We start from the raw sequence: 25,901 nt of genomic DNA, 5'->3' as shown, positions 1-25,901 counted from the left end.
CAGAGCGGGCCTCACCACGGCCAGACCAGCGGGACGACGACAACGGTGACAAGGAGCCAATAGATCAGGATCGGCAGGCCGAGTCGCCAGTAGTCGCCGAACCGGTACCCGCCCGGCCCCAGGATCATCATGTTGCCCGGTGTGGCGACCGGCGTGAGGAATGACGAGGCGCCGGCGACTGCCAGCATCATGAGAAATGGCTGCACGGAAACGTGTGCCTCGCCCGCGGCCGCGACCACCACCGGCAAGACGATGAGCACCGTCGCCGTGTTGCTCACGAACTGACCCAGGACGGCGGTCACGCCGAACAAGACCACCAGCAGCAGCAGTGGTCTGCCGACGCCGACGACGTCGAGCAGGACGGTCGCCATCTGATCGGCCGCTCCCGTTTGCTGGATGGCCGTCGACAGCGGGATCATCCCGCCGATCAGCACGACGGTCTGCCAGGACACGGAACGGTAGGCCTGCTGCACCGACACGACGCGGAACAGCACCATCGCTGCCCCCGCTCCCAGGCCAGCGATGGCGGGCGGGACGAGGCCGAGGGCCAGCAGGACGACCATGCCCGCCAGGACGGCGAGCGCCGTCGCTGCCTTGGTGCCGAGCGGGGCCGCCTGCCGTCGCACGAGGTCGGGCGACGTGACCACAAGAACGTGGTGGTCTTGAGTCAGCGCGTCCACGGCTGCCCACGAGCCATGGAGGAGCAGGCTGTCACCATCGGCCAGCTTGGTCGGCCGGGGGCCAAGGTCGCGACCCAGCCGTCGCACGGCCAAGATGACCAGCTCCGGTCCGCGTGCCATCCCCGGGAACACCTCCTCCCCGACCAGAGGTGACCTCGGCGGGACGACCACCTCGACGGCGCCCATCTCGCGGCTGATCAGCGATCCGCCGTCAGCCGTGACCGGCTGCATCGCCACGGCGAGTGCCGCATCCACCGCAAAGCTGGTGACATCGGCGGCTGACCCGCTCACGATCAGCCGGTCGCCGACGGCCAGGGACGTCGGGACCTGTACCGGTGCATCCAGCCCAGCTTGCGTGCCCATGACGCTGACTCCGTGCGGTACCCGCCCGGGTAGCTCGGCCACCGGCAGACCGACCAAGGGTGACCCATCCCGGACGCGGAGCCGGTAGAAGCCGTCGCGCAGCTCGTAGTACTCGGCCACGGTCCCGGCATACCCACCCAAGTCCGCGGTCGGACGGCTTGCGTTCCGCGCCGGCACGAGCCGAGGAGCCAGCAGCACGCCGATCACGATGGTGCCGAGGAGCAGCGGCAGCCCGACGATCGCGAACGAGAAGTATCCAAAACCGCCCGCCCCGGCGCCCTGCGACGCGTCGGAGACGACGATGTTGATCGGGCTGCCTGTGAGTACGAGCAAGGATCCGGCGGATCCGGCGAAGACCATCGGCATGAGTAGGTGCGCCGCCTCCGAACCCATCCGCGCGGCGACCACGACCACGAGCGGGATCAGCGCCGCGGTGGCACCGTTCAACGAGATCAGAGCGCTCGCCACCGCGGACAGCACCATGACGGTGACCGTGAGCAGCCGGGGCCGGTCTCCGACCAGGTTGAGCAACGCCTGGCCTGCCCACGAGGTCACCCCGGCGCTGTCGATCCCCTCGCTGACCACGAACAAGGCGGCGATGAAGACCACGACCGGGTCACCGAAACCGCCGAGCGCCTCCTCGACCGAGAGCAGCCCGGTCGCCCACAGCGACAACGCCGTGAAGATGGCCACCAGGCCGACCGGCAGCCGGTTCCACACGAAGAGACCGACAGCCACCACCAAGATCAGCAGACTGACTTCTGCCGGCGTCATGGGCTCAGCCTCCCATCCCGCACCGAACCGCACCTGCTGCCGCGCGGGAAGCCACCGCCCCAGGTTCGACTCCTCCCGCCCAGACGTGGTGCCACTTCTTGCGCAGCCGCTACACCTGCGGGCTGTCAGGGCCAGGGCGCGCTCCGGGGCGCCCTGGCCCTGACAAGCGACTCGGGAGGAGATCCCTGGCGTCGGGGTAGGACGCCTGCGCGCCGACCTTCGTGACCGCGTACGCCCCGACCCGCACCGCGAACCTTGCGGCGTCGTCGAGCTCGTCGCCAGCTGCGAGCCGGTGGGCGAGCGCACCGATGAAGGCGTCGCCTGCGCCGGTCGTATCGACGGCGGTGACGCGCGGGGCTTGGACCACGACGACGCCGTCCGCCGTCGCCACGAGGGCGCCGGCAGCGCCCAGGGTGACGACGACGGAGCGGACGCCGGCCGCGACGAGCGCTCGCGCGACATCGGCGTGGCCCGTCGCGGTGCCAACGGCTGCTCCACCGAGCATCGTCAGCGCTCCTCGAGCCTCGTGCTCGTTGACGACCAGCGGGTCGGCGAGTCTGACGACCTTGGGATCGAGCTCGATCACCGGTGCGAGGTTGAGCACCACACGCCCGGTGGCGGCCCGCGCCGCAGCCTCGACGCCGTCGCGCGGGATCTCGCAGGAGACGACGACGACGCTCGCCGCCGCGATCTTCTCGGCATGGCCGCCGACGAACCCGCCGTCCACCGCCGCGTTCGCACCCGGGACGACGACGATCGAGTTCTCCCCGTCCGCGGCCACCACGATCATCGCGATCCCCGTCGGCCCGGGCGTGACTCTGAGAGCCGAGAGATCCACGCCCGCCTCCTTCAGGGTGCCGGTCGCCGGGGCGGCGAACGCGTCGTCGCCGACCGACCCGAGGATCGCCACGCGCGACCCCAGCCGTGACGCCGCGACCGCTTGGTTGGCCCCCTTGCCGCCGGCGAGCACCGTCATCGACTCGCCGAGCGCCGTCTCGCCGGCGGAGGGATGTGCGGCGACGCGGGCGATCAGGTCGGCGTTGACGGAGCCGACGACGACGATGCTGGAAGCTGCTGAAGGCGCGGACATGGGGGCACCTTAGGGCGCTCCGAGATCGAGATCGCGCCCTGGTTTCCCGAGACTGCTGACCGAGACCGGCGACGACGCCTTTTCACATGCGGCGTCAATGATCAGCTTTGCCGGGCCGGTACGCCAAGCTGTGCACGTGAACGAGGAATGGGCAGAGTTCGGCCTCCGTGAGGACGTGGTGACTACTGAGCTCGACGAGGCGCTCGCCCAGCTCAGCGACCTCACGATCAAGCTCGAGAAAGTCGATGACGCGGATCTCCCGCACCTGCTCGCGAGGCACATCTACGACTCAGCCCTCCGCTCATTCGCGCGTGCAGACGACGCAGCCAGTGCTCTTGCACTCGGCAATCGGGTCCTCTCGCTGTTGGGGGAGCCGCAACGCGCAGTCGCGAGTCCGCCGCGCCAGCTGCTCCGGCTCGTCCCGGCGGCCGGGCCCGGCGTCATCACATACGACGACGTCCGGCCGACGACCCCGCTCGGCGATGCCGCGCTGCTCACCAATGCGAAGTCGGAACCCAACCTCGGCCCTGAGATCAAGGCTGAGATCGCGACGTCGGACCACGTCGATCTCTTGTGCGCATTCGTTCGCTGGGCAGGGCTCCGGCTACTCGAGCCGGAACTGCGGCGGCTCGCGGAACGGGGCGGTCGTCTCCGAGTCATCACGACGACGTACACCGGCGCGACCGAACGCAAGGCGCTTGACAAGCTCGTCCGTGAGTACGGCGCCGACGTGCGCATCCAGTACGACGCGCTTCGCACGCGCTTGCACGCGAAGGCGTGGATGTTTCACCGCAACACTGGTTTCGACACGGCCTACGTCGGTTCATCGAATCTCACGCATACGGCGATGCTCGACGGCGTCGAGTGGAACGTGCGTCTCTCGAGAGTCGCCATGGGGTCGCTCCTCGACAAGTTCGACGCGACCTTTGACACCTACTGGAACGACGCGTCCTTTCAGCCATACAACCCGGACATCGACTCCGATCGCCTCGACAGAGCTCTCGCAGAGGCGGGCGGTGGCCCCGGACGTGACCGTGTCACGATCTCCTTGGCCGGGCTGGACGTGCGGGCGTACCCGTACCAGCAGGAGATGCTTGACGAGCTCGAGGCCGAGCGCGTTCTGCACGACAGACACCGCAACCTCCTCGTCGCGGCAACCGGCACGGGTAAGACCGTGGTGGCCGCCCTCGACTACCGAAGGCTCTGCGAGCAGGCCGGCGGGGCGCGTCCGCGACTGCTGTTCGTCGCACACCGCAAGGAGATCCTGACGCAATCACTGCGCACATATCGCGAGGTCCTCGCCGACGCGAACTTCGGCGAGCTCTATGTCGGTGGCGTCGCACCGACCGCCTGGACCCATGTGTTCGCGAGCGTACAGTCGCTGTCCTCCTACGGCGTCGCTCGATTCCCCGTCGACGCCTTCGAGGTGATCGTGATCGACGAGTTCCACCATGCCGCGGCGCGAACCTATCGGGCGATTCTCAACCACCTTCGGCCTCGAGAACTCGTCGGGCTGACTGCGACTCCTGAGCGCGCCGACGGCACGAACGTTGCGCAGGAGTTCTTCGGCGGCCGAATCGCTTCCGAGCTGCGGTTGTGGGACGCGCTGGATGCCGACCTGCTGTGCCCATTCCACTACTTCGCCGTCTCCGACGGGACGGACCTCAGCGCGGTGACCTGGCGCGCGGGTCGGTATGACGACACCGAGCTCTCGAACCTCTTCACGGGCAATGAGGCGCGGGCGCGCATCATCCTCCGTGAGCTGCGGGACAAGGTTCTCGACCCGGGAACTATGCGTGCATTGGGATTCTGCGCCTCCGTCGCGCATGCCTCCTATATGGCGCGCACGTTCAACGAGGCGGGAATACCGGCCGCGCTGGTGACCGGCGAGACACTCGCCCGCGATCGTGCGGCGGCAATCACCGCACTCGGCGAGGGTCGGGTCAACGTCATCTTCACCGTTGACGTGTTCAACGAGGGCCTCGACATTCCGTCGGTCGACACGGTGCTGTTCCTCCGACCGACGGAGAGCGCGACCATCTTCCTCCAGCAGTTGGGGCGTGGCCTTCGCCGGACCGCAACGAAGGCCGTGCTGACGGTTCTCGACTTCGTGGGCCTGCAGAACTCGCGGTTCCGATGGGACATCAAGCTTGGCGCCCTGACAGGCATCGGCCGCGGACGACTCCAGGCAGCTGTCCAGAGCGACTTCCCTTTCTTACCCAGCGGCAGCCAGATCGCGATGGACAAGGTGGCCAGGGACATGATCCTGGACAACCTACGGTCCCAGATCGGAGGCCGATGGCGCGATCTCCTGAATGAGCTCCGGCGCGTGCCCGATGCCGACCTCGGAGGATTTCTCGACGAGTCGGGAGCCGAACTCGCCGATGTGCTCAAGCCGGGCCGGTCCTGGACGCGGCTTCGTCGCGAAGTGGGGCTGGAGGTCTCCACACCCGGTCCGCGAGAGAACGAGATCTTGAAGCGGGTGCGGAACTTCGCTCATGTCGACGACGCGGTCCGTGCACACGGCTACCAGCGAGTTCTCAGGGACAACGCTCGCTGGGACGATCTCTCGCCCGTCGAGCGTGAACTCGCGACGATGCTCCTTTTCTCGATCTGGCCTGACGCCGGAAAGAACAGTGGACGATTCCCTTCGTTCGGAGCGGGACTGGCAGCCCTCAGGCTGGAGATCGGAGCACGTGCGGAGTTGTCGAGCGTCGTCGATCTGGCTTTTGACAGCGCACGCAGGCCGACGTTCGCCCTCGACGGGTCGCTCTCGGGGATTCCACTTCAGGTGCACGCGCGATACCGGCGAGAGGAGATCCTCGCCGCCTTGCGATGGGCCCGGCTCGACAGGCTCCCGACCAGCTTCCGCGAAGGCGTGGTGTACTCGCAGGAGTTCAACGCCGATGCCTTCTTCATCCAGCTCAAGAAGTCAGATAAGGCGTTCTCGCCGACAACGCTGTATCGCGACTACCCGATCAGCCCAACCTTGTTCCATTGGGAATCGCAAAGCCGCACGACTGTCGCCTCGCCAACAGGTCAGAGGTACCTCAACGGGAGCAGTAGCATTCTGCTCTTTGCCCGCGAGACAGACGTAGATGACTTTGGCAGCGGCGCGCCCTTCCTCTTCTTGGGACCGGCGACCTACGTCTCGCACCACGGCGAGCGGCCAATCGCCATCACCTGGCTGCTCAAGCACGCGATGCCGACTGACTTCTTTACGATGGCGAGAGTCGCCGCGGCGTGAGGCGTGAGGGTGGCCACGCGTTCCTCGTGGCCACGCGTTCCTCGTGGCCACGCGTTCCTCTGATGACCCCCTAAGTGGTGTCCCCACCCATATCAACAGCCACCCGCCCCGCCACATACCCGGCATTCGCCCGCAGCACATCCCCAGGCACCATCGGCAGACAGGTAGACCACTCCAGCAACGGCGACCCCCGCAGCTGCAGCACCCGGGCTGGCCGCCCAAAGAAGAACAGGTGCGCGTGCGCAGCCCCATCGCCATACCGGGCGATCTGCGCCCGCCCGACACTTGGCAGCGCCTCCATGGCCGCGCTCACGGACACGATGAGCTGCCCCATCTCGGCGGCCAGCTCCTTCGACAGCCCCGCCACGTCATGGTGCGCTAAGGGCTCGAGCATCAGAGCGAGCGGCATGCTCGCCGGTTCGACGAGCCGCAGCACCCACCGCTCGTTGTGCCACACCGCGGCGCGGAGGCGAACACCGTCGTCGGACGACGCGCACCAGCATTCGGCGGGATCCTCCCCGTCGCGGGGCGGCTCGGCGTCGGCGAGGGGCTGCAACGGTTTGATGCGCAGCGAGCCCGCCTCGAACGGGAAGATGTCCCAGCTCAGCGACCCGTCGGTGACGACGGGGAGGCGTCCGCCGGCGTCGGTCGCTGCGGCGATCCGGGCGTAGTAGGACTCGGCAGACTCCGGTTCCATGCGGGCATCAAATCAGGCCTGGCGTGGTTTTGACAGGCTCAACCACCGGTTGCCAGAGCTCAGCCGTAGTGGCAGACGTACGACACCGCTTCCGACACCGCGATCTCGAACGACGAGTCCCCCGGCACCGAGAAGCTGTCCCCACCCGAGTACGAGACCCACTTGGAGCTCCCGGCGAGCCGCACCTCGCACGCGCCGGAGTGCAGCTCCATGACCTCAGGCGCACCGGTCCCGAAAGTCAGGGACGCCGGCAGGATGACCCCGGCCGACTTCCGCGTGCCGTCCGCGAGGTAGAACGTGTGGCTCACGCACTTGCCGTCGAAGTAGACGTTCGCGGTGGGGTCGAGGGTGACGTTCTCGTAGGTCATGGCCCGGGAGGCTAGCCGCGCGGAAGCCCGGCCTGACGAGCTGTCCACGCTTTCGACGTCGAACCTCCTGGCGTTCTGACCGCCCCGACGGAGGCGGGTGCAGCAGTGGCGCGCCTCACACGGTCCGCGCTAGCCTCGGCCCGCTAACAGGTCAGTAACCACGACGGAGTGAACATGCTGCCCTCCCGTTCCACCTCGGCGTTCTCCGCCGTGTCCCTCGTCGCAGCGCTCGCGATCCCCCTCGGGATCGCGGCTGCGACTGCCGCCCCCGCCGCCGCAGCCCCGGGCGATCCCGCCCTCGGGGACCTGGCGCGCGACGCCGTCGCCACCGCGTCGGCGTTCCAGAACGACAACGACGGTCGCTTCCCGCCCGACGCCGTCACCGACGGCAACCCCAGCACTCGCTGGGCCAGCGGCAACGGCCCCGACCAGGACGTCGACTGGCCACAGTGGCTGCAGCTCGACCTCGGCGAGGTCTCGAGCCTCGACTCGCTGCGCCTCGTGTGGGAGGCCGCGTACGCGACCGACTTCACCGTCGAGGTCGCCGACGCCGCCCCCGACGACGCGGCCAGCTGGCACACCGTCGACACCGAGCAGGGCGCCACCGGCGGCACCCAGGTCATCGACCTCCCCGACGCCACGCAGGCCCGCTACGTCCGCCTCGACATGACGGGCCGCGTCTCCTTCGACTGGGAGGCCCCGAAGCTCCACTGGTACGGCTACTCGCTGTTCAGCCTCGAGGTCTGGGGCACGTCCCCGCACCCGACGCTCGGGTTCGCGTCCGGCAGCACCGCCGTCGACGCCGGTGACGACGTCGTCGTCCCGCTGCGCCTGGCCAGCCCGCGTGCGCAGGACACCACCGTCCATGTGACCAGCACCGACGGCACCGCCAAGGCCGGCGACGACTACGCCGCAGTCGACACCGACGTCGTCATCCCCGCAGGTCAGACCAGTGCCAACGTCACCGTCACGACGACGGACCACGGCGCGCTGGCCGGTGACCGCACGTTCTCGCTCGCCATCGCAGGCGCGACCGACGGCACGCGGCAGGGCAAGTTCCAGCAGCACACCGTCACGCTCCGCGCGCACGGCGACGTGCCGAACGTCGGCGAGCCCATCGCGTTCGACGACTTCGAGTCCGAGACCCTGCCCGTCTTCGGGTGGGGCTCCGACGGCGACGCCACTCCCGTCCTGACCCGCGTCGACGCGTCGGGCCGGCCCGGAGCGACGGCCGGATCCCACGCCCTCGAGGCCAAGGTCGGCGCCGTGGGCGCAGGCGGCTGGTCCGGGTTCACGCACGACTTCGGCGAGGTGCAGGACTGGTCCGACGCCGACGCCTTCACCTTCTGGTTCCATGGCGCCGGCAGCGGCAAGAACCTGCGGTACGAGCTCAAGTCTGGCGGCTCCTCGGCGGGCAGCGCGACGCTCTTCGAGACCTCGTTCCCCGACACCATGAGCGGCTGGCAGCAGGTCACCATCCGCTTCGCCGACCTGCGCAAGAAGGGCTCGCCGAACGCCGCCGACCGCTTCGACCCGAAGACCGCCTGGGGCTACGCCGTCACGCTGAGCGACCTCGGCGGCGGCGCCTGGATGTTCGACGACTTCTCGCTCGTCGAGCGCGCGATCAGCATCGCGTCCTTCGAGGGCGACGTCACGCTGTCCACGGACGCCAACCCCGTCGGCGTCTTCGCGTGGGGCGCCGACGAGGCCTCCAAGCCGAGCCTCAGCATCACCGAGGACACCCGTGACGGCGCCGCGCCCGCGGGCAACCACGTGCTCGCCGGCGACTACCAGGTCGCCGCGGGCAAGTGGGGCGGCTTCAGCCACGACCTGGCGACGCCGCAGAACTGGTCCTCCTACGGCGGCATCCGCTTCTGGTGGTACGCCTCGCAGGACTCCCGCCCGGCGTCGCCCACCGCGGGCGCCGACATCAAGGTCGAGCTCAAGGACGACGGCCCCGACGGCGAGCACAGCGAGCTGTTCCAGACGACGTTCAAGGACAACTGGTCGGCGGACGGCTCGCGCTGGAAGCTCGTCGAGCTGCCCTTGAGCCAGTTCACGCGCCGCGGCGACTACCAGCCGGGCCCGGCCGACATCCAGAACGGCACGCTCGACCTCACCCGCGCCTGGGGCTACGCCCTGACCATGCCCACGGACACCGTCCGCACCGGCTACAAGGTCGACGACTTCCAGGTGTATGGGGCGCCCGCTGCTCCCGTGCTGGCCACGGTGTCGGCGTCGCCCGACGTCGTCCTGGTCGACGCCGGCGGCACCGCGCGCGTGAACCTCACGCTCGCGACGTCCGACGGCGAGGCCCTCGCCGAGCCGGTGACCGTGACGTACGGCCTGGGCTCGGGCGGCACGGCGGTCGCGGGGACGGACTTTGCGCCGTTCTCCGGCGCCGCGACCTTCGACGCCGGCGCCCTGCCGGGCGCCGTCCAGTCGTTCGAGGTCTCGACCAGCCCGGCCACCGGGAGCAGCGAGGCGAAGAGCATCCCCGTCGCGCTCGCGTCCGACGGCGCCGCCGTCGGGTCGGCGCGCGTGGTGATCAACGCGCACGGCCTGCCCTACCTCGACGCATCGCTGCCCACCGAGCAGCGCGTCACCGACCTGCTCGGGCGCATGACCCTGGAGGAGAAGGTCGGGCAGATGGCACAGGCCGAGCGCCTGGGCCTGGCCGCGACGTCGGACATCTCGTCGCTCGGGCTGGGGTCGCTGCTCAGCGGCGGCGGCTCCGTCCCCGCCGACAACACGGCCGCCGGCTGGGCGAACATGATCGACGGGTTCCAGCGCGAGGCCCTCACCACGCGGCTGCAGGTCCCGATGATCTACGGCGTCGACGCCGTCCACGGCCACAACAACGTGGTCGGCGCGACGCTCTTCCCGCACAACATCGGCCTGGGCGCCTCGCGCGACCCCGAGCTGGTGCGGCAGGCCGCGCAGGTCACGGCCACCGAGGTGCGGGCCACCGGCATCCCGTGGGTGTTCTCGCCGTGCCTGTGCGTCACGCGCGACGAGCGCTGGGGCCGCTCCTACGAGTCGTTCGGCGAGGACCCGGCGCTGGTGTCCGCGTTCAGCGCCGACGTCGTGCGCGGCTTCCAGGGCGACGACCCCGCCGACATGTCGGGCTCCGACGAGGTGCTTGCCACCGTCAAGCACTGGACGGGCGACGGCGGCACCACCTACGACGAGTCGGTGACCGGCTCGGGCTACCCGATCGACCAGGGCATCACCCACGCCGCCACCGAGTCCGAGTTCCAGCGGCTCTTCGTCGACCCGTACAAGCCGGCCATCGCCGCGGGCGCCGGATCGGTCATGCCGTCCTACTCGGCGGTGCAGATCGGCGACGGCCCCGTGGTGCGCATGCACGAGAACGCGCACCTCAACAACGACGTCCTCAAGGGGACGCTCGGGTTCGACGGGTTCGTCATCAGCGACTGGGAGGGCATCGACAAGCTGCCCGGCGGCACCTACGCCCAGAAGGCGGTCCGGGCCGTCAACGCCGGCGTCGACATGGCGATGGCGCCGTACAACTACGACGGCTTCATCGCCGCGATCGAGGCGGCGGTCGCGTCGGGCGACGTCAGCCAGGCGCGCATCGACGACGCCGTCTCGCGGATCCTGCGCGAGAAGCTCGCGCTCGGCCTGTTCGAGCACCCGTTCGCGGACCGCACGAACATCGACGGGGTCGGCTCGGCCGAGAACCGCGACGTCGCCCGCCAGGCGGCGTCCGAGTCGCAGGTCCTGCTGAAGAACGCCGGTGGCGCTCTCCCGCTCGCCAAGGACGCGAACGTCTACGTCGCCGGCTCGACCGCGAACGACCTGGGCCGCCAGCTCGGCGGCTGGTCGATCTCCTGGCAGGGCTCGGCTGGCAACATCACGCAGGGCACCACGATCAGCCAGGCCATCCGGGCGGCGTCGAGCGGCGACGTCACCATCAGCCCGGACGCATCTGCGCCGATGGACGGGGCCGACGTCGGTGTCGTCGTGGTGGGCGAGCGCCCCTACGCCGAGGGCGTGGGCGACGTGCGCTACGGGTCGGGGTCGCAGTTCTCGCTGTCGCTCTCGGCTGCCGACAAGGCGACGATCGACAAGGTCTGCGGCGCCATGGAGTGCGTGGTGCTCGTCGTCAGCGGGCGGCCGCAGCTCGTGTCCGACCAGCTCTCGGAGATCGACGCGCTCGTGGCCTCGTGGCTCCCGGGCACCGAGGGCGCGGGCGTGGCCGACGTGCTGTTCGGCGACCAGCCGTTCACCGGTCGCCTGCCGGTGACGTGGCCGAAGTCGGACGACCACAAGCCGGACAACGTGGGCGACGCGTCGTACGACCCGCAGTTCGCGTTCGGCTGGGGCCTGCGGACCGACTCGCCCCGGGGGCGGCTGGTCGCGCTGCAGTCCACGCTCGGGGCGGGCTCGACGGAGTACAAGGCGGTGCGCCGCCTGCTCGAGGCGGACTTCTGGGCCGCTGACGGCACCGTGCGGGACACGCGGCCGGCGTTCACCCTGCTCCAGGGCGCGGCCGCCGACCTGAAGTTCGACGCCTCCGCGGCGGGCTGGACCGCCGACGGCGCGACCGACCGCTACCGCGCGGCCGACGTCGTCGTCAGCGTGGCCCGTGACCTCGCGCAGGCTGCCGTGGTGGCGGGCAACGGGACGGCGGGCAACGCGACCCAGACGTCGAACGCGGAGCACGCGCTCCTCACGGGTCAGCCGGGCACGGCAGTGCGCCTGCTCGCGGCGGCGACGGGGGTGAAGCTCCCGGCCAACCGCGACTGAACCCATCCGCCTCCCCTTTCGGCGTCGTCATTGATGCCGTTCTGGCGACCAGAACGGCAGCAGGTACGACGCCGAAAGGGGAGAGGTGTGTCAGCCCAGGGGGAGGGAGCGGAGCTCCAGGGCCTCAGGCGAGGGTGGCGAGCAGCGCCGGTCCGGGGTGGTCCGCCCACGTGCCCGTGAGCGTCGCCGCGCCGGCGGGCGCCGTCGTCGTGCCGTCGAGGACGCGGACGACCGTGAGCCGGCCACGCTCTGCGGAGCCGGCTGCCGGGCCACCGCTCCCGTGCACGTGCGTGTCGTCCGGCCTGGGCTCCGGGCCCTGCGGGGTGTCGTAGAACTGCTCGACCTCGCCGTCTCCCTCGCGGATCACGCGCGTGAGCTCGGCGACGTAGACCGGGTCGCCCTCGGCGTCGTACACCCAGCGCGGGCCGAGCGCCGAGTGCTGCATCGTGCCGACCAGCCATGCCTCGCCGCCTTCGAGCGGCGCGCCGCGGTACGTGAGCGGCACCTGGAGCAGCGGGCCGCCGGGCGTGCGGACCAGCAGCGTCTCGACGCCGACCTCGCCGGCCGGGTCGTCGAACCGGAAGGCCGCGACGCGCTCGAGCCCGGCCGCAGAGCCGCCGGGGAACCATGGCTGCGACGGGAGCCATGCCTCGAGCAGCTCGAGCTTGGTGGGCGTCAGGGTCGCCCTGTGGATGATCGCCATGGCGTCACGCTAGCCACGCCTGGCGCGCCTCGTGATATCGCCCGTCTGCCGCTTGCGCGAGGTACCTGACCTCGCTTAACGTCCAGCCCAGGTCAAGAGCGGCCAGCGACACGTCCTCCGCGTGCTGGTCCGGCAACCGCGCCCCTCGCGCACGGTGCCCCAGGGGGAAGACCGGCTCGCCACCCGTTCGCGGGAGCGCGGGAGGCGCGAGGTTGACGTCGACGGCGGCACGGGGCTGTGCCCGCGGGCGCAGCGACGTCGAGACTGCAGGCGAGGTCGGCCGCGCCGGATCGCTCCCCGTGCCAGGCTGTGCGCATGGCTTCCTGGACCCCCGGCGACGACGTCGCCGCCGTCATCGCCCGCCTCGAGCACGAGGAGCGCGAGCTCGTCCTTCCCGCCTTCACGCACGACGACGCGTGGCGGCTCGGCTGCCTGCTCGTCGAGCTCGCCGAGGAGCGCTCGCTCGCCGTGACGATCGACATCCGCAAGGGCACCCAGCAGGTGTTCCACGCGGCGCTCGAGGGCACCACGCCGGACAACGACTCGTGGGTCGAGCGCAAGGTGCGCACCGTCTACCGCTTCGGCGCGTCGTCGTACCTGGTGGGGCGGCGGCACGCGGCCGGCGGGAACGACTTCAACGAGGCCACGGGTCTGCCGTTCCAGGAGTACGTCGCGCACGGTGGGGCGTTCCCGATCCGCGTCGAAGGCGTGGGGATCGTCGGGGTCGCGACCGTCTCGGGCCTGCCGCAGGCGGAGGACCACGCGCTCGTCGTCGAGGGGCTGCGCGCGCTCGCATCCTGATCGCCCTGAGGCTTGCGGTTGACGCAACGTCAACCTCTACCGTCGAGGGCATGGAATGGTCCATCCAGGAGGTCGCCCGGCTCGCCGGCGTGAGCAGCCGCACCCTGCGGCACTACGACGCCGTGGGGCTGCTGCCGCCGTCGCGCACCGGTTCCGGCGGGCTGCGCTACTACGACGGCGACGCCGTCGCGCGGCTGCAGCGGATCCTGCTGCTGCGGCAGCTCGGGCTCGGGCTCGACGCCGTCGGGCGCGTGCTCGCCGAGCAGACCGACCCGGCCGCCGCCCTGAGCGGCCACCTGGAGCAGCTGCGCGGCGACCGCCGTCGGCTGGACCGGCAGATCGCGTCCGTCGAGCGCACGCTCGCGGCGCTCAGCGGGGGAGAGACGCTCATGGCGAAGGACATGCTCGACGGGTTCGACCACACGCAGTACCGCGAGGAGGTCGAGCAACGCTGGGGCCGCGAGGCGTACACGCGCAGCGACGCCTGGTGGCGGTCGCTCGGCGCCGAAGGGCAGACCGAGTGGAAGGCGCGGCTCGCCGCGCTCACCGCGGACTGGGTCGCAGCGGCCGGGGCCGGCGTCGCGCCGGACTCGGACGAGGCGCAGGCGCTCGCGGCCCGGCACGCGCAGTGGCTGGCGAGCATCCCGGGGACGCCGGGGCACGACGACGGCCGCGCGCCCGACGAGTACCTGCTCGGCCTGGGCGAGATGTACGTGGCCGACCCCCGCTTCGCGGTGAACTACGGCGGCCTGGAGGGCGCGACGCTGGTCCGCGACGCGCTGCGGGTGTTCGTCGAGCGGCGCTGAGGGGCTCGCGATCGAGCACCCATCGCGCTGGTCGAGCGCCTGGGTGCCCGCCCGGGCGGCGACGGCCGCTCGAACGAGCGCTGCCTGCGGTGACAGACTGCACGAGTGAGCGACGACTGGGTGGCGCAACGGACCGAGGCGGCGCGCGTGCAGGCCGAGCGGCTGCGGGCGCGGCAGGACGCCGTGCACCAGAAGGCCGAGGCGCTGCTGCACGAGTTCCTGCCCGTGGTCCAGGAGCACGGGCCCGCGCCCGAGCCGCTGCGCGTGCGCGGCTACGGCGGCCGCGGCGATGCCCGCACCCGGTTGCGCGGCTGGTACCTGCGCCTCGACCGCACCGCCGCGCTCGGCGACGACGGCAGCTTCTACGTGCTCATCGCGCCGCTCTCCGCGCTCGACAAGGTGCGCGGCGTGCACCCCGAGCCGGCCCGGCCGCCGATGGTGCTGGGCGAGGGCGGCAAGGACGGGGAGTCCGTGGAGCTGCCCGTCGCGCTCGAGCGCGTGCTGCCGGGGTGGCGCAAGCTCGCCTGAGTGGCGGTCGGCCGCTGGCCTGAGTCGCGATCAACGCGCCCGTGCCGCAGGGATCCGGGACGCCGCCGCCCGGGTGAAACTCGGCCCGCGCGCCCGTACGTTGAGGACATGCCGACGCCGGAGCCCTTCACCCCGCGCACCGACCGGGCGGCGATCGAGGATCTCCGGGCCCGCCTGCGCGCCACCCGGTGGCCCGACGCCCCCGAGGACGCCGGCTGGTCGCTCGGCGCCGACGTCGACTACCTGCGCGAGCTCGTCGCGTACTGGGCCGACGGCTTCGACTGGGCGTCCCAGGAGCGGGCCTTCGCCCAGGACCCGCACTTCCGGGTCACCGTCGGCGGGCTGGGCATCCACTACGTGCACGTGCGCGCGGCCGGCGCTCCCACGTCGGCCGCCCTGCCGCTGGTGCTGTGCCACGGCTGGCCGGACGCCTTCTGGCGGTACCTCAAGGTGGTGCCGCTGCTCACCGACCCCGGTGCGCACGGCGCGGACCCCGCGGACGCGTTCGACGTCGTCGTGCCCGACATGCCGGGGTTCGGCTACTCCGACCGCCCGGACCGACCGCTCGACACCGTCGCCGTCGCCGGCGTGTGGGCCGAGCTGATGACCACGCTGGGGTACGAGCGGTTCGGTGCGGCGGGCGGCGACATGGGCAGCCACGTCAGCCGTTTCCTCGCCCTGGACCACCCGGACCGCGTCGTGGCCGTGCACCGCACGGACGCGGGCATCCCGGTGTTCGACGGCGATCCCGGCGAGCTGAGCGAGGCCGAGCGCCGGTGGATCGCCGACACCCGGTCCTGGAGCGCGACCGAGGGTGCGTACGGCGCGATGCAGGCGACCAAGCCGCAGACCGCCGCCGTCGGGCTCACCGACTCGCCGGCGGGGCTGGCGGCGTGGATCGTCGAGAAGCTGCGCGCGTGGGGCGACTGCGGCGGCGACGTCGAGAGCCGGTTCACGCGCGACGAGATCCTCACGCTCGTGTCGCTCTACTGGTTCACGGGGACCATCGGCTCGTCCATGCGGACCTACGCCGCGAACGCTGCCATCCCGATGACGCGGCGCACGCAGCGGGTCGAGGTGCCGTCGGGGTTCTCGATCTTCGGCGGCGACGTCGTGCGGCCGCCACGCGGGTGGCTCGAGCGCACCGCGAACACCGTCTACGTGACCGAGCCGCCGCACGGCGGGCACTTCGCCCCGTTCGAGGAGCCGGAGCGGTACGCGGCGGAGCTGCGCGCGTTCTTCCGGCCGTTCCGCGGGTAGCGCGGCGGGGCCCGAGCGCCCAGCGCCAGATTCACCCGCCGATCCGCCACACGCGCGGCGCTGACCGGCACAGTTGTCCTCGTGACTTCCGCGACTACCGCTCGCCGCCGTCCCGCCTTCTGGGTGGGCCTCTGCGGCCTCGTGCTCGTCGCTGTGCTCGGGCTGACGCGTGGCCCGGCGGGCATGCTCGTGTCCGCGCTTGCCTACCTCGCGCTCAGCGCCGGCTGGGGCGTGGTCACCACGCGCACGTGGTGGGGCCGCATGCGGCGCCGCACCGCGTCCGCGGTCGGCGCCGGGTCGCTGGTCGCGCTCATGGTCGTCGCCTCTGCGGGTGCGTCCGACGGCGGAGCCCCCGCGGGCGGGACAGCGGACGTCGCGGCGTCGACGACGGCGAGCGCACCGGCGCCGAGCGCGAGCCGGACCGCCGCCGCGAGCGCCTCCGTAGACCCGTCACCGACGCCGACCGTCGAGCCGACGCCCACGGCCACGCCACCCCAGTCCTCCCCCGCCCCGACTCAGGAGGCCCGCCCAGGCACCGCCCTCGCCGCTGTCGCCGGACTCACCGTCAAGGGCCGCGCCCCGAAGACCGGCTACTCGCGCGACCAGTTCGGCCCCGCGTGGTCCGACGTCGACCGCAACGGCTGCGACACCCGGAACGACATCCTGGGTCGCGACCTCACCGGCGTCGTCACCAAGGCCGGAACGCATGGCTGCGTGGTGCTGACCGGCACGTTCGCGGACCCGTACTCGGGGGAGATGATCGCGTTCCAGCGCGGCCAGGGCACCAGCTCGCTGGTCCAGATCGACCACGTGGTGGCGCTGTCGGACGCGTGGCAGAAGGGTGCGCAGCAGTGGTCGGCGCAGGCACGGCAGACCTTCGCCAACGACCCGCTGAACCTGCTCGCAGCCAAGGGTGCGCTCAACTCCGCGAAGGGCGACGGCGACACCGCCACGTGGCTGCCGCCGAACAAGCCGTTCCGCTGTGCGTACGTCGCGCGGCAGGTCGCGGTGAAGAAGGCGTATGGCGTATGGGTCACGGCGGCCGAGCGCGACGCGATGGTGCGGGTGCTGTCCGCGTGCCCCGGCGAGCCGCTGCCGGCCGGCGGCCTGGTGACGGCGCCGCCCGTGAAGGGCAACCCCGCGCCGACCCCGGCCGACAACCCGGCGCCCGCGCCGTCGTCGGCTCCGGTGAACCCTGCCCCCGCCGCGGACAACCCCGCCCCGTCCGACGTCTACTACGAGAACTGCACCGCGGCCCGTGCCGCCGGCGCGGCGCCGCTCCACACGGGCGACCTGGGCTACCGGGCGGCCATGGACCGCGACAAGGACGGCGTCGCCTGCGAGTGAGCCGCGCGGGCGTAGCGTGACGCCGTGACCGCGCCGCTCCACTTGGCGAACGCCCGCCTGTCGGGCCGCGACGGCCTGTGGACGATCCACGTGCTGAAGGGCCGCATCGCGTCCATCACCCCCACCCCCACCCCCACCTCCGCCCCCACCTCCGCCCCCACCTCCGCCCAGCAGTCGTGGGACTCTGCGGCTCCGGGTATCGGCCCCGAGAAGCGGAGCCCCAGGGTCCCGCAACCGCTGGGGGGTGAGCTGGTCGACCTCGGCGGGCGCTTCGTCTTGCCTGGGCTTTGGGATGCGCACACCCATCTCACGCAGTGGGCCATCAGCCGTCGCAGGCTCGACGTGTCCGCCGCGACCTCGCCCGGGCACGCCGCGCAGCTCGTCCGCGCCGGACTGGATGACCCGGCCAGCGCCCCCCAGCAGGGGCGCCCGCTGATCGGGTTCGGCTTCCGGTGGGCGACGTGGTCGAGCGCGCCGACCGCCGCCGTGCTCGACACCGTCGCCGGCGACGCGCCCGTCGTGCTCGTGGCGGGCGACCTGCACTCGGCGTGGGCCTCCACCGCGGGGCTGCGCTTCCTCGGCCTCGAGCACCCGACCGGGCTGCTGCGCGAGGAGGAGTGGATGCGCGTGAGCGAGCGCCTGGTCGCGATGCGCGACGACGTCGCGGACGCCCTGGTGCGCGACGCCGCCGCAGCCGCGGCCACGCGCGGCGTCGTCGGCGTCGTCGACTTCGAGATGGCCGACAACCTCACGTCGTGGCGCCGCCGCGGCGCGGCCGGCTGGGACGGCCTGCGCGTCCGCGCCGCGGTCTGGGAGAACCACCTGGACGCCACGGTCGCGGAGGGTCTCCACGACGGCGACCCGCTCCTCCCGAGTCGCTTGTCAGCCCCAGGGCGCCCCGGAGCGCGCCCTGGCCCTGACAGCCTGCTCACGCAGGGTCCGCTCAAGGTCATCACCGACGGGTCGCTCAACACCCGCACCGCCTACTGCTTCGCCCCGTATCCAGGGCTCGCGGGCCCGGACGCGCACGGGCACCTCGCCGTCGGGCCCGAGCGGCTCGTGCCGCTGCTCGGCCGCGCCCGCGACGCCGGGCTCCGGGCCGCCGTGCACGCCATCGGGGACCAGGCCAACGCGCTCGCGCTCGACGCCTTCGCCGCGTCCGGTGTGCGTGGATCGATCGAGCACGCCCAGCTCCTGCGGCCCGACGACGTCGCACGCTTCGCCGAGCTCGGCGTCGTCGCGAGCGTGCAGCCCGAGCACGCGATGGACGACCGTGACGTCACCGCGCAGCTCTGGCCGGGCCGGGACGGACGCTGCTTCCCGCTCGCCTCGCTCCTCGCGGCGGGCGTGCGGCTCACGCTCGGATCGGATGCTCCGGTCGCCCCGCTCGACCCGTGGGTCGCGATCGCCGCCGCGGTCACCCGGTCGCGGGACGGGCGCAAGCCCTGGCACCCCGAGCAGCGGATCGACGTCCCGGCGGCGCTCGCGGCGTCGGTCGACAGGCGGCCCCTGGCCCTGGCCGTGGGCATGCCCGCCGACCTGGCCGTCCTGGATGACGACCCGTTCGACCCGGCCACGAACCTGCGCACCCTGCCGGTGGCCGCGACGGTGGTGGGAGGCCGGTTCACGCACCGCGCGCTCGGCCGCTGAGGCGGCCCCCGCCGCGCTCGACGGGTGTGCTTCCGGAGGTGGGCACACGATGGAAGCATGTCCACGCCATCCGCATCCATGCCGACGACGGCCACTGCCGCGCACCGCAAGGCCATCGCCCTTGCCTTCTCGGCCGCGGTGGGCGGCTTCCTGTTCGGCTTCGACTCGTCGGTGATCAACGGCGCGGTCGACGCCATCCAGGGACACTTCAAGCTCGAGTCCACGGTCACCGGCCTCGTCGTCGCCGTCGCGCTGCTCGGGTGCGCGCTCGGTGCGTGGGCCGGCGGCCGCCTCGCCGACCGATGGGGCCGCACGCGCGTCATGGTGCTCGGCGCGATCGTGTTCCTCGTGTCGTCCGTGCTGGCCGGGTTCGCGTTCTCGGCGGGCGACCTCGCCGTGTGGCGCTTCCTCGCAGGCGTCGGCATCGGCATCGCGTCGGTCATCGCGCCCGCCTACATCGCGGAGATCGCGCCCGCGGCGATGCGCGGGCGGCTCGGCTCGCTGCAGCAGCTCGCCATCACGTTCGGCATCTTCGTCGCGCTGCTCTCCGACCAGCTTCTCGCCACCGCCGCCAGCGGCGCCGCGAACGTGCTCTGGCTGGGCCTCGAGGCGTGGCGGTGGATGTTCCTCGTCTGCGCGATCCCGGCCGTCGTCTACGGCGCGCTCGCGCTGCGGATGCCCGAGTCGCCGCGCTACCTCGCCGCGCGGGGCGACGACGCCGACGCGCGGCGCGTGCTCGCGTCGGTGCTGGGGCCGAACGAGGACGTCGACGACCGCCTCGCGCAGATCCACAACTCCATCCGGCAGGACGAGGAGAACGCCCACGCCGCCACGCTGCGCGGACCGCGACTGGGCCTCCGGCCGATCGTGTGGGTCGGCATCCTGCTGTCGGTGTTCCAGCAGTTCGTCGGGATCAACGTGATCTTCTACTACTCGACGACGCTGTGGCAGGCCGTCGGCTTCGCGGAGTCCCAGGCGTTCACGGTCTCGACCATCACCGCCGTCACGAACGTCCTTGTCACGTTCATCGCCATCGCCCTCATCGACAAGGTGGGCCGCAAGCCGCTGCTGCTCATCGGCTCCGTGGGCATGGCCGTGACGCTGGGCCTCATGGCCGTCGCGTTCACCCAGTCCACCGGGTCGGGGGACAGCCTGCGCCTCACCGGCTCGTGGGGAGTGATCGCGCTGGTGTCGGCCAACCTGTTCGTCGTGTTCTTCGGCGCCACGTGGGGTCCGCTGGTGTGGGTGCTGCTCGGCGAGATGTTCCCGAACCGCATCCGCGCAGCCGCCTTGGGCGTCGCTGCGGCGGCGCAGTGGCTCGCGAACTTCACCATCACCCTGACGTTCCCGCCGCTGCTCTCCGCCTTCGGCGCGGCGATCCCGTACCTGATCTATGCGCTGTTCGCAGCCCTGTCGTTCGTGTTCGTGCTGACCTCGGTCCGCGAGACGAAGGGGCGCGAGCTCGAGGACATGGTCGCCTGAGGGTGAGCGCAGGGCGTCAGGCGAGCGCCGCCCGCACCTTCTCCGACAGAGTCCTGCCGTCCACCCGGCCGCCGGTCTGGGCGGCGGCCGCGGTCGCGGCCTTGATCACCTTGCCCATGTCCTTGACGCTCGTGGCGCCGACCTCCGCGATGGCGTCCCCGACGAGCTGGTCGACCTGCTCGTCGGAGAGCACCGCGGGGAGGTAGGTCTCGATGAGGTCCGCCTCGGCGCTCTCGTTCGCGGCACGGTCGCCCGCACCCGCGCCGGCGTAGATGGTGGACGACTCGCGCCGCTTCTTCACCTCTGCGACGAGCACGGCCTGAACCTGCTCCTCCGTGAGCACGCGGGCGACCTTGCCGGCCTTCTCCTCGTTGCGGACGGCGGCCACCACCTGGCGCAGGGTGGACGTCGCGAACGTGTCACGCGCCTTGAGGGCGGCGGTCATGTCGGAGGTGAGGCGCTCGAGAGTGGTCATGCCCCTCAGAGTGCCGCACGCGTGCCGAGCTCGCCGGGAGGTCTCGCCGAACGCGCCGGGAGGACCTGGTGCTCGCCGCCGACAACCATCGTCCGCGCCGACGACGCGCTCCGGTCAGAACCTCTCGGCGGCGGCCACGACGGCGTCCGCTCCGTCCACCGGGCGGTACTGACGGACGAACGGCAGCACGAAGTGCAGGCGCCCCCCGCCCAGCGGGCTCTGCCCGAGCTCGAGCCACCCGCCGCGCGCCTCGTGCCGCTCCGCATGCCGGGACAGCCCGTGCAGCTCCGGCTGCGCGTCCGGCACGCCCGCGCCGTCGTCGTCGACGACGACGTCGAGCACCCACTGCGCAGGATCGTCGGTGGGGTGCAGCTCGACGGCGAGGTGCACCGCCGTCGCGTGGCCGTGCCTCAGCGCGTTGGTCACCGCCTCCTCGACGGTGTAGACGGCGACGAGCCGCTCGGCGAGGGGGATCGGCGCCTCGTGCGCGTCCAGCGCGCGGCGGTACTCCGGGCCGACCGTCACAGACGTCGCGACCTGCGGCGGGAGGCGGCGGAGCATCTGCTCGAGCGCGCGCATGGTGCCCAGCTCGATGCCCGAGGGGAACACGGCGTGGCTCAGGGAGCGCACCTCCTGCTCGCGGATCTCCTCGAGGCGCTCGGCCAGCTCCTGCAGCTCGCCGGCTGCGGCGGCATCGGTCGCCTCCAGGCGGGCGGCGACGCCGTCGAGCCCTGCGGTGACGGTGACCAGGTGGTGCTGGAGCGTGCCATGGAGCTGGTCGGAGACCATGCGGCGCACGCGCATCTCCTCCGTCTGCAGCTCCTCGACGGCGCAGGCCGCGCGCTGTTCCTCGCGCAGGCGCTTCGCCTCCTCCTGGTTCGCGCGGCTGATCAGCTCGGCCGTGAAGACGCCTGCGCCCACGGCGACGAAGCCGGCCGCGAAGCCCGCCAGGAACTCGGCCCCGACGTATACGTCGCTCGACGGCGTCGAGTAGATGGCCATCATCGCGACCACGCGCGGCACCGACGCAGCGAGGGCAACGAGCGCGATGATCGGGTAGCGGACCCGGGCCTTCCACGTCATCGGGCGCAGCGCGAACGTGCCGCCCACGATCAGCAGGCCGAACCCGAGGTTGACCGCCATGACGGCCAGCGCCTCGGCCAGCGTCTCGAAGCCGCTGAGCCGCGACGCCTCGTACCAGCCGCCCCAGCCGGCCCACTGGGCCAGCGACATCAGCGCGTACAGCAGCACGTTGGTGGACGCGAGCAGCACGCCGGTCCGCGTCGGGTCGTGCAGGCGGACGGCTTCGTCGGTCGCAGGACGGCTGCGCGGACGCCCCGGCCGGGTCCGGGTCATCACCTCCGTCGTCACGTCCGCCACGCGCGCCCCGTCTGCTCGACGAAGGCCAGCACGGCCGCGACGCGGCGGTTGCTGCCGTCGCCGTCGATGCCGAGCCGCTGGTAGATCGACTTGAGGTGGGACTCCACCGAACGGGTGTTGATGCCGAGCCGCTCGGCCGCGGCCTGGTTCGACAGCCCTTCGGCCACGAGGCGCAGCACGCCGAACTGGGCGGGGGTGAGGTCGGCGACCGCCGATCCGCTGCGCGGCTCAGAGCGCTGCACGAGGTACGGGTCGAGCACGACCTGCCCTGCCGCCGTCGCCGCGACCGCGCGGACCAGCACGTCACGGGCGAAGCTCGAGCGCTTCGACAGGTAGCTCCACGCCTTCGGCGCCTCCTCCTGGACCGAGGTGAACAGGCCCATGACGTCCTCGGAGGACAGCAGCATGACCGCCAGGTCCCGGTCCTGCCGCTGCAGCTGCACGCCCAGCGCGACACCGTTCCCGTCCGGCAGGTGCACGTCGAGCAGCGCCACGTCGACCGACCCCGGGGTGAACACCAGGCGCGCCTCGGTGGCGCCGGGCACGGAGTGCACGACGCGCAAGCTCGGCTCGGCCGACAGCGTCTGTTCGAGCATGCCGCGCATGAGCGCCTCGTCCTCGACGATGCCGACACGTACCACCTGATTCGTCACGTCACGATCGTATGGCGGGGAGAAGCGCCTCGGCCGGTCGCCGCCTCGCCGTGCGTGGCAGCATGGCGCGGTGCGCGTGGAACCGGTGACGTTCGAGGCATTGGTCCGGCACGTGGTGGGCCTCGTGGTGTCGAGCAGCGGCACGACGGCGGTGCGGCTGCTGGTGGACGGCCACCCTGCCACGCGTCCCGAGGAGCTCGCGGACGCGCTCGTCGAACCACTGCGCGCCGCAGGGCGCCCGGTCGCGCGGGTGCGGACGCGCGACTTCCTGCGCCCGGCGTCGCTCCGCCTCGAGCACGGGCGGCGCGACGCCGACTCGCTGCTCGACGGCTGGGTGGACGCCGGCGCCCTCAACCGTGAGGTGCTCACCGCCGTCGTCAAGGACGGCCGCTACCTGCCCACGCTGCGCGACCCCGTCACGGACCGGTCCACCCGGGCGGCCTACGTGGCGGCGGCCCCCGGCACCGTCGTCGTGCTCGACGGGTCGCTCGCCATGGGCCTGTGGCTCGACGTCGACGTCACCGTGCACCTCGCCCTGTCCCGGGCGGCCGAGACGCGCGGCACGCCGCTCGACGACGCCTGGCAGCTCGCGGCGTACGACCGGTACCGGCGGGAGGTCGCGCCCGAGCGGCACGCCGACGTCGTCGTGCGCTACGACGACCCACGCCACCCAGCGCTCGTGCTGCGGCGCTGACTCAGGCGCCGGCCACGCGCTGCACGAACCACACCAGGCCCATCACCGTCACACCGCCCGCGACGACGGCGCCCAGCGCGGTCGCGGTGCGCGGCGCGCGGCGGCGCAGCAGCGTGAGCAGCGGGAACACGACGGCGATGACGCCGATCTGCACCGCCTCGATGGGCCGAGTCGCCACGGCTCCTGCCGGGCGAGCGGTGGACCGTCCGGGCCCCGGTGCCCGGAGTGGTCGCGAGCGGCCTGCTGCACGCCACCGTCACGGCGGCGCCGGTCTACACCGACGCCGCCAGGTCCTCGGGCGTGCTCACCGCCGTCGACGGCGACGCCCGCGGGTGGGCGACGCCGTGGCCGGTCGTCCTCGTCCTGGTGCTGATCGCGGGGGCGGCGGTCGCCGTCGCGCGACGGCGCCGCGCTGCGTCAGTCCCAGAGCTCGGTGCAGAAGCTCACCTCGCCGTCTGACCGGCCGCCGCAGCTGAAACCGAAGTTCTCGTAGTCGCTGTCGAGCTCGGACTGGGCGTAGAGGTCGTCGCAGGCGGGCATGTCGCCCTGGTCGCACTGGTCGTACAGCCTGTCGAGCGTCGCGTTGTCGCCGTAGGACTGCCCGGGCAGCGCGCCGTCGCCGGGACCGGCCGCTCCGAGGGCCCCCTCGACGGCGCTGCCGATCGTGCCGAACGTGAACGCCGTCGTCGCCACCAGGGCGACGACGACCGCCACCGAGCCGAGCACGATGCCCGCGATCGCCATGCCCTTGCCGTTCTGCCGGCTGCGCGCGATCCGGCGCAGCGCGACGATGCCGAGCACGAGCGGGACGACAGCGAGGCCGACCAGGCCCGTGACGAGCGACGCGACGGCGAGGCCGTCCGTCCCGGGCTGGCGTGGCGGCTCGGTCCCGTACGGTGTCGCGTGGGGCGACGGGTAGCCGGCTGCGTACGGGCTGGGGTATGTGCCCTGGTACGCGCCCTGGTACGCGCCTGACGGCACGTCGGCCGGCGACATGTAGGCCGCCGGCGCTTCGTACGGGGAGGGATACGGCACGGCCGGCGCCGTGTCCGAGGCGCCCGGGTACGCCGGTGCAGGCGCTCCGTGAGCGAGCGCCGGGGATGGCGTGGACAACGGGGATGGCGGGGCGTACGGCGCCGCGCCCTCGGGTGCGTACGGTGCCGCCGGCTGCGGCGGTGTCGCCGGGTGCGGCGAGGGCGGGGCGAACGGGTCGGTCACGAGGCCTCCTTTGGCGTCGGCACCGAGTGTGGAGCACGCCCGCCCCGGCCGTCACGCCGGTGGCAGGCGAAGTTACCAGCGCCCCCGCGGCGGCCTCAGTCCCGGCAGAGGCAGAAGGGGTGCCCCGCGGGGTCCGCGAACACCCGGAACGTGCTCCCGCCGCCGGGAAGCCGGGTTGCGCCGAGCGCGAGCACGGCGGCCTCGGCCGTGTCGGGGTCCTGGTCGCCGATGCCCAGGTCGAGGTGCAGCTGCTGCGGCCTCGCGGGGTCCGGCCAGTCGGGGGCGCGGTAGCCCTCGACCTGCTGGAACAGCACCGTGCGCGAGCCGCCCACCATGGCCACGCCGTCGCCCTCGTACGCGACCTCCTCGCCCAGCACGCCGGCCCAGAAGCGCGCGGCGGCCCCGGCGTCGGGCACGTCGAACGTCACGGCCCACACCGTGGTGCGGTCCACCTCGTCGCTCAGGCAGAGGTCGAAGGGGTGGCCGGCCGGGTCGGCGAGCGTGTTCCACCTGGGGTTCTCGCGCAGCAGCGTCGCCCCGAGCGCCAGGGCGTGCGCCGTCGCCGCGGCCAGGTCAGGCACGCGCAGGTCGAGGTGGAGCTGCTGGGGGTGCTCCTGCCCGGGCCACTGCGCGGGCACCAGGTCCGGCGCCGGCTGGAACCCCAGCAGCCACCCCTCACGCGTGCCCACGACGAGGAACTGCCCGTACTCGTCCGACTCCTGGATCACACGCCCCTGCACCAGCTCCAGCCAGAACGCCCCGGCGGCCTCGACGTCGGGGACGTCGAAGATCACGGTGTCCACGACGCCGACACCCCCGGTCGCGCGCGTGCTCTCCGTCGTGCTCGTCGCCTCGCCCATGACGGTGCTCCCTCCCGAGATGGCCCGCCCGTCGCGCGCCGCGGCCAGCCTC

General features: G+C 72.2%; 22 protein-coding genes and 1 riboswitch. Of the genes, 11 read left to right on the top strand and 11 right to left on the bottom strand.

Going from position 1 to position 25,901, the window contains the following annotated elements; translation table 11 throughout:
• Positions 1–11 precede the first annotated feature (11 nt).
• Together ACO4JP_RS00290 and ACO4JP_RS00285 are read right to left on the bottom strand one after the other, a co-directional pair.
• Positions 12–1,817 carry an SLC13 family permease gene (locus tag ACO4JP_RS00290; RefSeq protein WP_425955412.1) on the bottom strand — a complete coding sequence of 602 codons (1,806 nt, stop codon included), beginning with the start codon at positions 1,815–1,817 and terminating at the stop codon, positions 12–14.
• Positions 1,818–1,926: 109 nt separating this feature from the next.
• A complete protein-coding gene (locus ACO4JP_RS00285; protein WP_425955411.1) occupies positions 1,927–2,907 on the bottom strand; it encodes a ribokinase in 981 nt (326 codons plus the stop codon).
• 136 nt (positions 2,908–3,043) lie between these two features.
• Here ACO4JP_RS00285 and ACO4JP_RS00280 point away from each other — a divergent pair, with 136 nt between their 5' ends.
• Positions 3,044–6,154 carry a DUF3427 domain-containing protein gene (locus ACO4JP_RS00280; protein WP_425955410.1) on the top strand — a complete coding sequence of 1,037 codons (3,111 nt, stop codon included), beginning with the start codon at positions 3,044–3,046 and terminating at the stop codon, positions 6,152–6,154.
• 70 nt (positions 6,155–6,224) lie between these two features.
• On the opposite strand, the gene ACO4JP_RS00275 is transcribed toward ACO4JP_RS00280, so the two are convergent.
• Entirely contained in the window at positions 6,225–6,851 is a 627-nt protein-coding gene (locus tag ACO4JP_RS00275; RefSeq protein WP_425955409.1) for a hypothetical protein, read from the bottom strand.
• A gap of 59 nt (positions 6,852–6,910) precedes the next feature.
• Positions 6,911–7,219, bottom strand: coding sequence for a pyrimidine/purine nucleoside phosphorylase (locus tag ACO4JP_RS00270; RefSeq protein WP_425955408.1), 309 nt, complete (start codon positions 7,217–7,219; stop codon positions 6,911–6,913).
• Positions 7,220–7,393: 174 nt separating this feature from the next.
• Between ACO4JP_RS00270 and ACO4JP_RS00265 the strand changes: the two genes are divergently transcribed.
• Positions 7,394–11,992 carry a glycoside hydrolase family 3 N-terminal domain-containing protein gene (locus ACO4JP_RS00265; RefSeq protein ID WP_425955407.1) on the top strand — a complete coding sequence of 1,533 codons (4,599 nt, stop codon included), beginning with the start codon at positions 7,394–7,396 and terminating at the stop codon, positions 11,990–11,992.
• Between the two features lie 124 nt (positions 11,993–12,116).
• Here ACO4JP_RS00265 and ACO4JP_RS00260 read toward each other — a convergent pair whose 3' ends face one another.
• Positions 12,117–12,695, bottom strand: coding sequence for a CG0192-related protein (locus ACO4JP_RS00260; protein ID WP_425955406.1), 579 nt, complete (start codon positions 12,693–12,695; stop codon positions 12,117–12,119).
• 90 nt (positions 12,696–12,785) lie between these two features.
• A riboswitch (SAM riboswitch) is annotated at positions 12,786–12,908 on the top strand.
• Between the two features lie 102 nt (positions 12,909–13,010).
• On the opposite strand from ACO4JP_RS00260, the gene ACO4JP_RS00255 reads away from it, so the two are divergent.
• From ACO4JP_RS00255 to ACO4JP_RS00225, 7 genes are all read left to right on the top strand, one after another.
• Positions 13,011–13,496 carry a heme-degrading domain-containing protein gene (locus tag ACO4JP_RS00255; RefSeq protein WP_425955405.1) on the top strand — a complete coding sequence of 162 codons (486 nt, stop codon included), beginning with the start codon at positions 13,011–13,013 and terminating at the stop codon, positions 13,494–13,496.
• Positions 13,497–13,546: 50 nt separating this feature from the next.
• Complete coding sequence (locus ACO4JP_RS00250) at positions 13,547–14,302, top strand: MerR family transcriptional regulator (protein WP_425955404.1); 756 nt, start codon at positions 13,547–13,549, stop codon at positions 14,300–14,302.
• 105 nt (positions 14,303–14,407) lie between these two features.
• Complete coding sequence (locus tag ACO4JP_RS00245) at positions 14,408–14,830, top strand: hypothetical protein (protein WP_425955403.1); 423 nt, start codon at positions 14,408–14,410, stop codon at positions 14,828–14,830.
• 108 nt (positions 14,831–14,938) lie between these two features.
• Positions 14,939–16,090, top strand: coding sequence for an epoxide hydrolase family protein (locus ACO4JP_RS00240; RefSeq protein ID WP_425955402.1), 1,152 nt, complete (start codon positions 14,939–14,941; stop codon positions 16,088–16,090).
• An 81-nt stretch (positions 16,091–16,171) separates the two neighbouring features.
• Positions 16,172–17,437 (top strand): GmrSD restriction endonuclease domain-containing protein, encoded by a 1,266-nt coding sequence (locus ACO4JP_RS00235; RefSeq protein WP_425955401.1) that lies wholly within the window; start codon positions 16,172–16,174, stop codon positions 17,435–17,437.
• 24 nt (positions 17,438–17,461) lie between these two features.
• A complete protein-coding gene (locus tag ACO4JP_RS00230; RefSeq protein WP_425955400.1) occupies positions 17,462–19,087 on the top strand; it encodes an amidohydrolase in 1,626 nt (541 codons plus the stop codon).
• Between the two features lie 57 nt (positions 19,088–19,144).
• Positions 19,145–20,569, top strand: coding sequence for a sugar porter family MFS transporter (locus ACO4JP_RS00225; protein ID WP_425955399.1), 1,425 nt, complete (start codon positions 19,145–19,147; stop codon positions 20,567–20,569).
• Between the two features lie 16 nt (positions 20,570–20,585).
• On the opposite strand, the gene ACO4JP_RS00220 is transcribed toward ACO4JP_RS00225, so the two are convergent.
• The 3 genes from ACO4JP_RS00220 to ACO4JP_RS00210 all read right to left on the bottom strand — a co-directional run bounded on the left by ACO4JP_RS00220 (position 20,586) and on the right by ACO4JP_RS00210 (position 23,077).
• Positions 20,586–21,044, bottom strand: a complete 459-nt coding sequence (locus ACO4JP_RS00220; protein WP_425955398.1) for a GatB/YqeY domain-containing protein — start codon at positions 21,042–21,044, stop codon at positions 20,586–20,588.
• Positions 21,045–21,158: 114 nt separating this feature from the next.
• Positions 21,159–22,424, bottom strand: coding sequence for a sensor histidine kinase (locus tag ACO4JP_RS00215; protein WP_425955397.1), 1,266 nt, complete (start codon positions 22,422–22,424; stop codon positions 21,159–21,161).
• Positions 22,412–23,077, bottom strand: coding sequence for a response regulator transcription factor (locus tag ACO4JP_RS00210; protein ID WP_425955396.1), 666 nt, complete (start codon positions 23,075–23,077; stop codon positions 22,412–22,414). The genes ACO4JP_RS00215 and ACO4JP_RS00210 overlap by 13 nt, the downstream gene beginning before the upstream one ends.
• Positions 23,078–23,147: 70 nt before the next feature.
• Between ACO4JP_RS00210 and ACO4JP_RS00205 the strand changes: the two genes are divergently transcribed.
• The gene (locus ACO4JP_RS00205) at positions 23,148–23,771 is read left to right on the top strand and encodes a uridine kinase (RefSeq protein ID WP_425955395.1); all 624 of its coding nucleotides are present in this window, start codon (positions 23,148–23,150) and stop codon (positions 23,769–23,771) included.
• A 1-nt stretch (position 23,772) separates the two neighbouring features.
• On the opposite strand, the gene ACO4JP_RS00200 is transcribed toward ACO4JP_RS00205, so the two are convergent.
• Positions 23,773–23,949 carry a hypothetical protein gene (locus tag ACO4JP_RS00200; protein ID WP_425955394.1) on the bottom strand — a complete coding sequence of 59 codons (177 nt, stop codon included), beginning with the start codon at positions 23,947–23,949 and terminating at the stop codon, positions 23,773–23,775.
• Between the two features lie 38 nt (positions 23,950–23,987).
• On the opposite strand from ACO4JP_RS00200, the gene ACO4JP_RS00195 reads away from it, so the two are divergent.
• The gene (locus ACO4JP_RS00195; RefSeq protein ID WP_425955393.1) at positions 23,988–24,230 is read left to right on the top strand and encodes a hypothetical protein; all 243 of its coding nucleotides are present in this window, start codon (positions 23,988–23,990) and stop codon (positions 24,228–24,230) included.
• Here the strand turns inward: ACO4JP_RS00195 and ACO4JP_RS00190 are convergent.
• Positions 24,189–24,989, bottom strand: coding sequence for a DUF4190 domain-containing protein (locus ACO4JP_RS00190; RefSeq protein WP_425955392.1), 801 nt, complete (start codon positions 24,987–24,989; stop codon positions 24,189–24,191). The two genes, ACO4JP_RS00195 and ACO4JP_RS00190, sit on opposite strands and share 42 nt — an antisense overlap.
• 95 nt (positions 24,990–25,084) lie before the next feature.
• Positions 25,085–25,849, bottom strand: coding sequence for a VOC family protein (locus ACO4JP_RS00185; protein ID WP_425955391.1), 765 nt, complete (start codon positions 25,847–25,849; stop codon positions 25,085–25,087).
• Between the last annotated feature and the right edge of the window lie 52 nt (positions 25,850–25,901).

The organism is Xylanimonas sp. McL0601 (genome assembly GCF_049852175.1).
Taxonomy (GTDB): domain Bacteria; phylum Actinomycetota; class Actinomycetes; order Actinomycetales; family Cellulomonadaceae; genus Xylanimonas.
The sequence above is the reverse complement of the archived record's forward strand: the minus strand, read 5'-3'. Positions and strand labels throughout refer to the sequence as shown.

Excerpts from the sequence above, each read along its gene's own strand:
- ACO4JP_RS00290 (WP_425955412.1), bottom strand. The coding sequence starts at position 1,817 with ATGACGCCGGCAGAAGTCAGTCTGCTGATCTTGGTGGTGGCTGTCGGT.
- ACO4JP_RS00285 (WP_425955411.1), bottom strand. The coding sequence starts at position 2,907 with ATGTCCGCGCCTTCAGCAGCTTCCAGCATCGTCGTCGTCGGCTCCGTC.
- ACO4JP_RS00275 (WP_425955409.1), bottom strand. The coding sequence starts at position 6,851 with ATGGAACCGGAGTCTGCCGAGTCCTACTACGCCCGGATCGCCGCAGCG.
- ACO4JP_RS00270 (WP_425955408.1), bottom strand. The coding sequence starts at position 7,219 with ATGACCTACGAGAACGTCACCCTCGACCCCACCGCGAACGTCTACTTC.
- ACO4JP_RS00265 (WP_425955407.1), top strand. The coding sequence starts at position 7,394 with ATGCTGCCCTCCCGTTCCACCTCGGCGTTCTCCGCCGTGTCCCTCGTC.
- ACO4JP_RS00260 (WP_425955406.1), bottom strand. The coding sequence starts at position 12,695 with ATGGCGATCATCCACAGGGCGACCCTGACGCCCACCAAGCTCGAGCTG.
- ACO4JP_RS00255 (WP_425955405.1), top strand. The coding sequence starts at position 13,011 with ATGGCTTCCTGGACCCCCGGCGACGACGTCGCCGCCGTCATCGCCCGC.
- ACO4JP_RS00250 (WP_425955404.1), top strand. The coding sequence starts at position 13,547 with ATGGAATGGTCCATCCAGGAGGTCGCCCGGCTCGCCGGCGTGAGCAGC.
- ACO4JP_RS00240 (WP_425955402.1), top strand. The coding sequence starts at position 14,939 with ATGCCGACGCCGGAGCCCTTCACCCCGCGCACCGACCGGGCGGCGATC.
- ACO4JP_RS00225 (WP_425955399.1), top strand. The coding sequence starts at position 19,145 with ATGTCCACGCCATCCGCATCCATGCCGACGACGGCCACTGCCGCGCAC.
- ACO4JP_RS00220 (WP_425955398.1), bottom strand. The coding sequence starts at position 21,044 with ATGACCACTCTCGAGCGCCTCACCTCCGACATGACCGCCGCCCTCAAG.
- ACO4JP_RS00185 (WP_425955391.1), bottom strand. The coding sequence starts at position 25,849 with ATGGGCGAGGCGACGAGCACGACGGAGAGCACGCGCGCGACCGGGGGT.